The sequence below is a fragment of the Finegoldia sp. genome (assembly GCF_046991905.1).
Classification (GTDB): Bacteria; Bacillota; Clostridia; order Tissierellales; family Peptoniphilaceae; genus Finegoldia.
The window spans coordinates 1-7,042 of the sequence record NZ_JBKWZF010000067.1 but is presented as its reverse complement, the minus strand read 5'-3'; the positions used below and the strand labels follow the sequence as shown (position 1 = coordinate 7,042).

4 protein-coding genes and 2 pseudogenes are annotated in these 7,042 nt (G+C 31.2%); 2 read left to right on the top strand and 4 right to left on the bottom strand.

Annotation, left to right across the window (positions count from 1 at the left end):
• Positions 1 to 299 (bottom strand): annotated as a pseudogene (locus ACLUJM_RS12065) (AraC family transcriptional regulator); the annotation flags it as partial.
• Positions 300 to 624: 325 nt separating this feature from the next.
• Between ACLUJM_RS12065 and ACLUJM_RS12060 the strand changes: the two are divergent.
• Both ACLUJM_RS12060 and ACLUJM_RS12055 read left to right on the top strand, forming a co-directional pair.
• A complete protein-coding gene (locus tag ACLUJM_RS12060; RefSeq protein WP_000013381.1) occupies positions 625 to 981 on the top strand; it encodes a plasmid mobilization protein in 357 nt (118 codons plus the stop codon).
• A gap of 2 nt (positions 982 to 983) precedes the next feature.
• A pseudogene (locus tag ACLUJM_RS12055) lies at positions 984 to 2,314 on the top strand (relaxase/mobilization nuclease domain-containing protein).
• A 17-nt stretch (positions 2,315 to 2,331) separates the two neighbouring features.
• Here the strand turns inward: ACLUJM_RS12055 and ACLUJM_RS12050 are convergent.
• From ACLUJM_RS12050 to ACLUJM_RS12040, 3 genes are all read right to left on the bottom strand, one after another.
• Complete coding sequence (locus ACLUJM_RS12050; RefSeq protein ID WP_412412910.1) at positions 2,332 to 3,153, bottom strand: hypothetical protein; 822 nt, start codon at positions 3,151 to 3,153, stop codon at positions 2,332 to 2,334.
• A 427-nt stretch (positions 3,154 to 3,580) separates the two neighbouring features.
• On the bottom strand, positions 3,581 to 5,815 hold the full coding sequence (locus tag ACLUJM_RS12045) for a S8 family peptidase (protein ID WP_412412909.1): 2,235 nt from the start codon (positions 5,813 to 5,815) through the stop codon (positions 3,581 to 3,583).
• Positions 5,808 to 6,875 (bottom strand): ATP-binding protein, encoded by a 1,068-nt coding sequence (locus ACLUJM_RS12040; protein WP_019189647.1) that lies wholly within the window; start codon positions 6,873 to 6,875, stop codon positions 5,808 to 5,810. Before ACLUJM_RS12040 ends, ACLUJM_RS12045 begins: the two co-directional genes overlap by 8 nt.
• Positions 6,876 to 7,042: the final 167 nt, after the last annotated feature.

The window sequence follows — 7,042 nt, the reverse complement described above, 5'->3', positions numbered from 1 at the left end:
ATACAGGAGTTTTCAAACGGTACTTTACCAAGTTCAAGAACACTTAGATCACCTTTTCCAATAAATGCACGCTCATTGTTTTCAAGTTTAAATTCATAGCACCCTTCAAGACAATGATCAATCTGTAAAATTCCTTGTTTGGGTGATATTTTTTGGTGAGATGTTTCCATATTTAAGTTGTTATAGGATAACTGCATCCCTTCAAGCAAATCATAACAACGCATTTCTCCTGTGCCTGTTTCATTGCTAAAACGATAAACTTTAACATTATCAATACTTTTCTTTTCAGAAAAAAACATAACCCTCATAGGCTGTTTCTATAATATCATTTTCGTTAGGTTTCAAATTTCTTTCATCCCCTCTTAATTTTACATCATATTATTATACCATATTTTAATGTTGTCTATTCCTTTATTAACGAAAATTTGATATAATAAATAAAATACTTAATATGCTTAACGCTTGCTACCCTAATCATTCTTTTGTAGCAAGCACAGTAAGTGTACGGACACTTACGGAAAATTGACGAAGCAGCCCTTGGGGATCTGCTTCTTTTTTTATCAATTTTTAGCTTGTTAGGGAGAACCCTAAGACCCCGAAATACATTCAAAGGAGGAACTAACTATGGCAAATAGAATAAGAAACGAAAGACTTGAAATTAAACTAACTGAAGAAGAAAAGGCTCTTTTTGAAGAGAAAAAAAGACTTGCGAAGTGTAGAAACATGAGCCATTTCATCCGCAAATGCGTTTTGGAAAAGGAAATTTATCAAGTGGATTTAGAGCCTTTCAGAGATTTACAAGGCTTACTTTCTAATGCAACAAACAACATCAATCAGATTGCAAAGCGAGTAAATTCGACAGGTGTAATCTACAAAGAGGACATCGGTGATATAAAAAAAGAGATTGAACATTTCTCAAAAGAGCTGTGGCAAATTCATTCACTACTTCTGAAAAGAACATCTGAAACGGAAGGTGAATAATAATGGCTATTACAAAAATACACCCAATAAAATCGACTCTTAATCTTGCTATCGACTACATTGTAAATGGAGATAAAACAGACGAGCAGCTTTTAGTAAGCACTCATAAATGCCACGAATCAACTGCTCACACTCAGTTTTTAAGGACACGAAATGACGCAGGAACAAAAGGAACCGTTCTTGCAAGACATCTCATTCAATCATTTTTACCGGGAGAAACAAGCCCTGAATTGGCTCACCAGATTGGTATGGAGCTGTGTAAAAAGATACTCAAAGATGAGTACGAATTTGTCTTATCTACTCACGTAGATAAGGGGCATATCCACAATCACATCATCTTCAATAATGTAAATATGGTAACAGGTAGGTGCTACCAGTCTAACAAGAAAAGCTACCACCAAATCCGTTATCAGAGTGATAAACTCTGCAAAGAAAATAGCCTATCTGTCATTGACGAGTTTTACGAAAGCTATAAGAAAAAATATAAGATTAACGGTAAATCTTGGTATGAAAACGAACAGGCAAAACATGGCACTTCTTGGAAAAGCAGGCTTCAATTTGACATTGACAGAATGATAAAACAGTCAAAGGACTGGGACGAATTTTAAAGAAGATGGCTGATCTTGGCTATGAAATCAAATACGGTAAGCACATTGCTTTTAAGCCAAAAGATAAGGCGAGATTTACAAGGACTAAAACAATCGGAGAAGATTATACCGAAGAAAGATTAAAAGAACGAATTGCAGAAAGAGAGTTTATCAAGACTCCTGCCGTCAAAAAACGCATCGGCAATGTTATTGACATGAACACAAATGTTAAGGTAAAAGAAAGCAAAGGCTACGAATATTGGGCAACCAAACATAACCTTCATACAATGGCTGAGTCTGTTATTTATATCAGAGAACATGGCATTAAATCCGTTAAACAGCTTGACGAGTATATTCAAAAAGCAGCCGATGAAAGGCAAAATATACAAGAGAAAATCAAGGCTATTGATAAGGAAATGCAGAAGCTTTCTACCACTATGGAGCAAGTTCATACCGTTAAAAAATACAGAGCGTGCTACAAGGAATATACTGCTAATCCGTCTGACAAGGCATTTTTTGAAGAGTACAAAGCTCAGATTACCCTATATGAAAATGCTCTCTCAGAGCTTAAAAAATCTTATTCCAAGCTCCCAAATTCAAAGAATATTTTAGCTGAGCTTGATAAATTACAAGAAAAAAAGAATACCCTCATGCAAGAGTATTCTTCCTCAAAATCGACTATGGACGAACTTTATCAAATACGAAAAAACTATGGAATTTACATGGGTAAGGAGATGGAGAGATAATCTTTTGAGTTTTTCTATTATCTCAACAAAAAATTATGAACAGCGTTTAAAGTCAGTAAATATGATAAAACTGAAAACAATATTACCAAAAAACTGAGAAAAGAAACCGATTCAAATCGTTTTGTTTTAGAAATAAATTTGCGAATTACTTGTATCGGATTTTTCTTTTTTCTATCAATATAGACACTGAATACACGCAACAATAAGGTATAAGATATCATTTGTTGAATTACTCCTATAGATACACCTAAAATTTTATATACTGATATAAAAAATTTTCTTGTATCAACTATTGAAGGACTCATTGTTACCACCATTTCCTTAATGTTAAATCCATAATACAATGTTAATGTGGAAACAACTATTGAAACAATAATAAATTTAACGGTAACTTTTTGAACTTCCTTGCTAAAAGATATAATAAATAAAAATATAATAGATAATATTAAAGGTATAAGCCCAAACCACTTTAAGAACAAAGATATATACTCTACATATTCTTTAAAAAAATTAACAATTATAGAAGCAATCAATGCTCCTACAATAATAATTCCCCATACATCATTATCACTCGAATTTTGACTGTATACATATTCCTTTTTTCTTTTTGAAACATAATTATATTCTGGAGAATCGATAAAAGAAGTTTTTGTAGATATTTCTATATTTGTACTAAATATCATTACCATTAAATTTTTAAATTTGGAATTTAAAAATTTAATTTTCTCAACAAGTATTCTTAGAACTAAAATTAAAAAACCTAATATCAGCGTTTTAATAATATCTTCAGGTATTGCTTTTACCAATCCCCATAACCAATATATAATTGTATCAGGCATAGTCATCACTCCCTCTAATCCTTTTCTAATATCATATCTAATAATTATATACTAATGCAGTAATCCTAAATTTTTCAATGCCTCCATTAGCTTGAATCGGTATGTTGCCAAAATACATTGCTGATGTTTCTTTATAAAATCCCTCACAACAATATAATCTAAATAAATTAAGCATTGCCAACTCATATTCTTCTTTAGACAAACAAAGATGTTCTCGTACAACATTGCCATCTACGTACGAATTTTTTTATACCTAAGATTATTTCTATTCTGTATCCTAAGCTTCCCTCCTATACCACAACTGTTAATTTCTATTTCATATATCTTATCTTGATTCTCCATATCTCTTCACCTCTTATACTTGCTATAATTTTTATAAATATTCCATACCATTCCATTTACTGTCGATAGTGCAAAAAAACATATACTATTCCCACTTAATTTCTTCATTAACTTTTTGGTGAATATCTACTCTATTAACAACATCGATTTCATTTACTAACCAACCATTTAATGTACAACTTCTGATAAATTCATCAATTCTATTAACTCCATTCATTTCTTTGAGTGTTACAACAACACCAAACCTAACTCCTATACCATCTTGAGGAGCTAATCGGTTATTTGTCTTTACTTCCATACCCCAGTTTTTATTTCTATAAGAGTCTTTTGGTATCATTCTTTTTGTAGCACTCTCTGCAATATACTTTACATTATCCCATTTTCTAAAATGCTTTCTGGCTTCACCTTCCAAAAGATAATTTCTTTCTCCATCTAAGGTGTCTTCTGTATTCTGTTTATCCCCTTTAATATCCTTGATTTTTTTATCATCCCCTATTCGTCCAAAATGTAAATTTAATTCCGTATTTGTATAATCAACACCTTGCAATCTATCGCACAATGGAAAATAACACATCGTAGCCTTCGCAATATATGGATACTTATTATCCTTTAGAGGAACTGGAAAATCATAGTTATAAGTATTCCATTTTTCACTAATATCTGATACCACAAATTTTATTTCATCATCTTTTGTTTGAATAATATCGTTTATATGAATTGGTACAACTCCATGCCCATATAAAGCAACTTCCTCAGGCGTCGGTTTTTCATCCCAACCTCTTGCAGCATCAATAATCATGGCTTTTGCAACTTCTCTATTAAGTCCCAACACATCAATTAAATAAGATAATTTCCTCGCAATCCAAGGTGCAGCATAAGAAGTACCAGCAACATTCACAGCACCTAAAGGTTCACAAACCCTAATGTACTCTTCTTCACTGCCACCATAATAGCTCACATCAGGCTTTGCAAAGAAAGATAATACTAATCCTTTACGAGCATATTTAGTAGACAGACCATTCTTACTAACTGAATTTACAACTATGCTATTAACAGAATCTGCCGGAGAGCCTATTTTTACTATATCTTCACTTGGTTTATTTGTTCCTGCAATAACAAATATTACATTGTTTTCAAACTGAATTTTATCTAATATTGCAGCTTCAGCAGAAATAAAATTATCATTAATTTCCTGATTACTACCAAGTGAAATATTCCAGACTTTTATATCTGAATTATTTATTACAATACTCTTTATTTTCTTTATTATTGAAAAGGAAGAAAATTCAGCACCTACCGCTACTCCAAAATGCCTAACCTTAAATCTTCCACAGCCATCGTCTAGCCAAGGATTTAATCTTGCTCCATCAACAATAATGGAAGATACTGCTGTCCCATGATTATAATCTTTTGGTTTTTTTGGTATATCTTCTGAGACCATGTCATGATATTCAACCCAATCACTAAAATAAACACTTTCATCAAATAAGGTATCTATCACACCAATTGTTGGTTCAATAGTTGGGGATGATATAGTTACCATTTTTGTTTGATACTCATTTATAAAATCATCAGGTGATAAACTTGACAAATCAACGGTTGCCATTGAAACAAGATAAGGTACTTTTTCAAAAAGTAGTTCTACCTGCTTTTCGTCTAAGTAAACAGTTTGATTATCTAAAATTCTGCTACTTAAAATATCTATCCCTAATCTTTCAAATAATAATTTTGTATCTTTTCTTACATCATACAAAGTTATAATGCTCTGCTTTACATCTATCGTAGGTAACTCTACCTCAAAAGAATCAATATATGATACATCTGCAATCACCTGTTTAAATATTGACATACTCACAGAAAAGTCTTTAAAAACTCTTGGATTGACAATATTTTTATCTTCAAATATGCTCTTATTAATCTTTCCTGCAAATTTTTTAGACAATATATTTGAAGTATCTGTAATCAACTCTATACTTTTAGTCAAATCATACTCATCAAGAAAATATGTGATGATATGTTTGCTCTTATCTCTATTAAATTTTGCACCAACAATTGCATCATTAGAAGTCGCCCCTTTAAAAAGTCCTGCAATTCGATTACTTTTCGCAACAATTTTATTATAATAAACACTAATTAAAACTCCTTCAAATGGCTTTGTTTCTTTATCCCAAAATTCTTTAATTTGGCTTAACTGAGATTTTAACCTTAATAAATGCTCTGTACTGACTTCCACTCTCCCATTCATGGCTACACCACCGCCATTAACATTTCTACGTGCTTGTACAAAGCGTTTCCCTTTTAATTCCAAAACATTATTCACTATCTACTTCCTCCTTTTTCAGTTTTCTTGATACAGCACTTTTAGACTCCCCTTTTAACTTTTCTATTTCTCTTACAGTAAATCCTTCTTCATGAAGTTGGCTTATGTCCTTTTGATCCAGGTTTCCTATCAAACTATTGTACAATCTTTTCAAATAATCATACTCAGAACCAACATCGCTAAATGCAAGTGATGTTTTTATAATGTTTTTTAATTCTCCGGGATAAGGTATTTTCTTTGATATTCTCAATATTTTTTTAAATAATCTTGCATCCTTGGATATTCCTTTAAAATTCTTGATAAATGAAGAAAAATAATATTCAGCAACTTCTATTAAATCCTCATCGCTATACCTATTGAAATTAATAACAGCATCAAATCTCCTAATTAATGCTTTATCAAAATTTGAATATAGATTAGTTGTTGCAATAAGCACTATCTCTTTATTAAGATCTGTTAATCTATCTAATTCTCTTAAAATTGTAGATGTTACTCTTCCCATCTCTCTAATATCATTAGAATTAATTCTATCCAGAGCGATAACGTCAATCTCATCAAATAAAACTACTATTTTATTCGCATTTGGAAGCATATTTATTTCTTTAAAGACTTTTATAATATTTTTATTGGTCTGCCCCAACTTACTATCTATCAAATTTTCAAAATCCACTCTAAAAAGAGAGCGATCCAACAATCTTGCAACATTTTTTGCTGCCTCTGTTTTTCCACTTCCCGGTAATCCTTCAAATAAAAATTTATTAATACCAACATTATGATTTACAGCATTAATAATACCTTTTATATCCTCTGTTATTTCAAGTGGTAAATTTAAAGCCTCTAAATTTCTTATTTCAACTTGCTTTAAAAACTCACTTTCAAAATCACTACTTTGTGGTGAATATAAATTTGATTCAGATATTAACCCCATAATATATTCAGATAACTGATAATCTCCTATGCTATCAAAATATCTTGCTATTGCTATAGCCTCATTTCTAAAGGAATTTTCATTCCTTTCCACATGGTATTTTATTAAATTCAAAACATTTTGTTTTTTCATATTGCCATACCTCCTAATTTCTTTATCATTATATCGCAAATCGGGACGTATTTCTACGTTTATGGGACAAATATTTGGATTTATATGCCTAAAGTTATATTATCCTTTCTTCATAAAAAAAGAGCAGCCTTTTAAGCTACTCTTGTAGAAAGTACAAAATGAGTTAA

Coding starts and splice junctions, on each gene's coding strand:
- ACLUJM_RS12060 (WP_000013381.1), top strand. CDS start 625: ATGGCAAATAGAATAAGAAACGAAAGACTTGAAATTAAACTAACTGAA.
- ACLUJM_RS12050 (WP_412412910.1), bottom strand. CDS start 3,153: ATGCCTGATACAATTATATATTGGTTATGGGGATTGGTAAAAGCAATA.
- ACLUJM_RS12040 (WP_019189647.1), bottom strand. CDS start 6,875: ATGAAAAAACAAAATGTTTTGAATTTAATAAAATACCATGTGGAAAGG.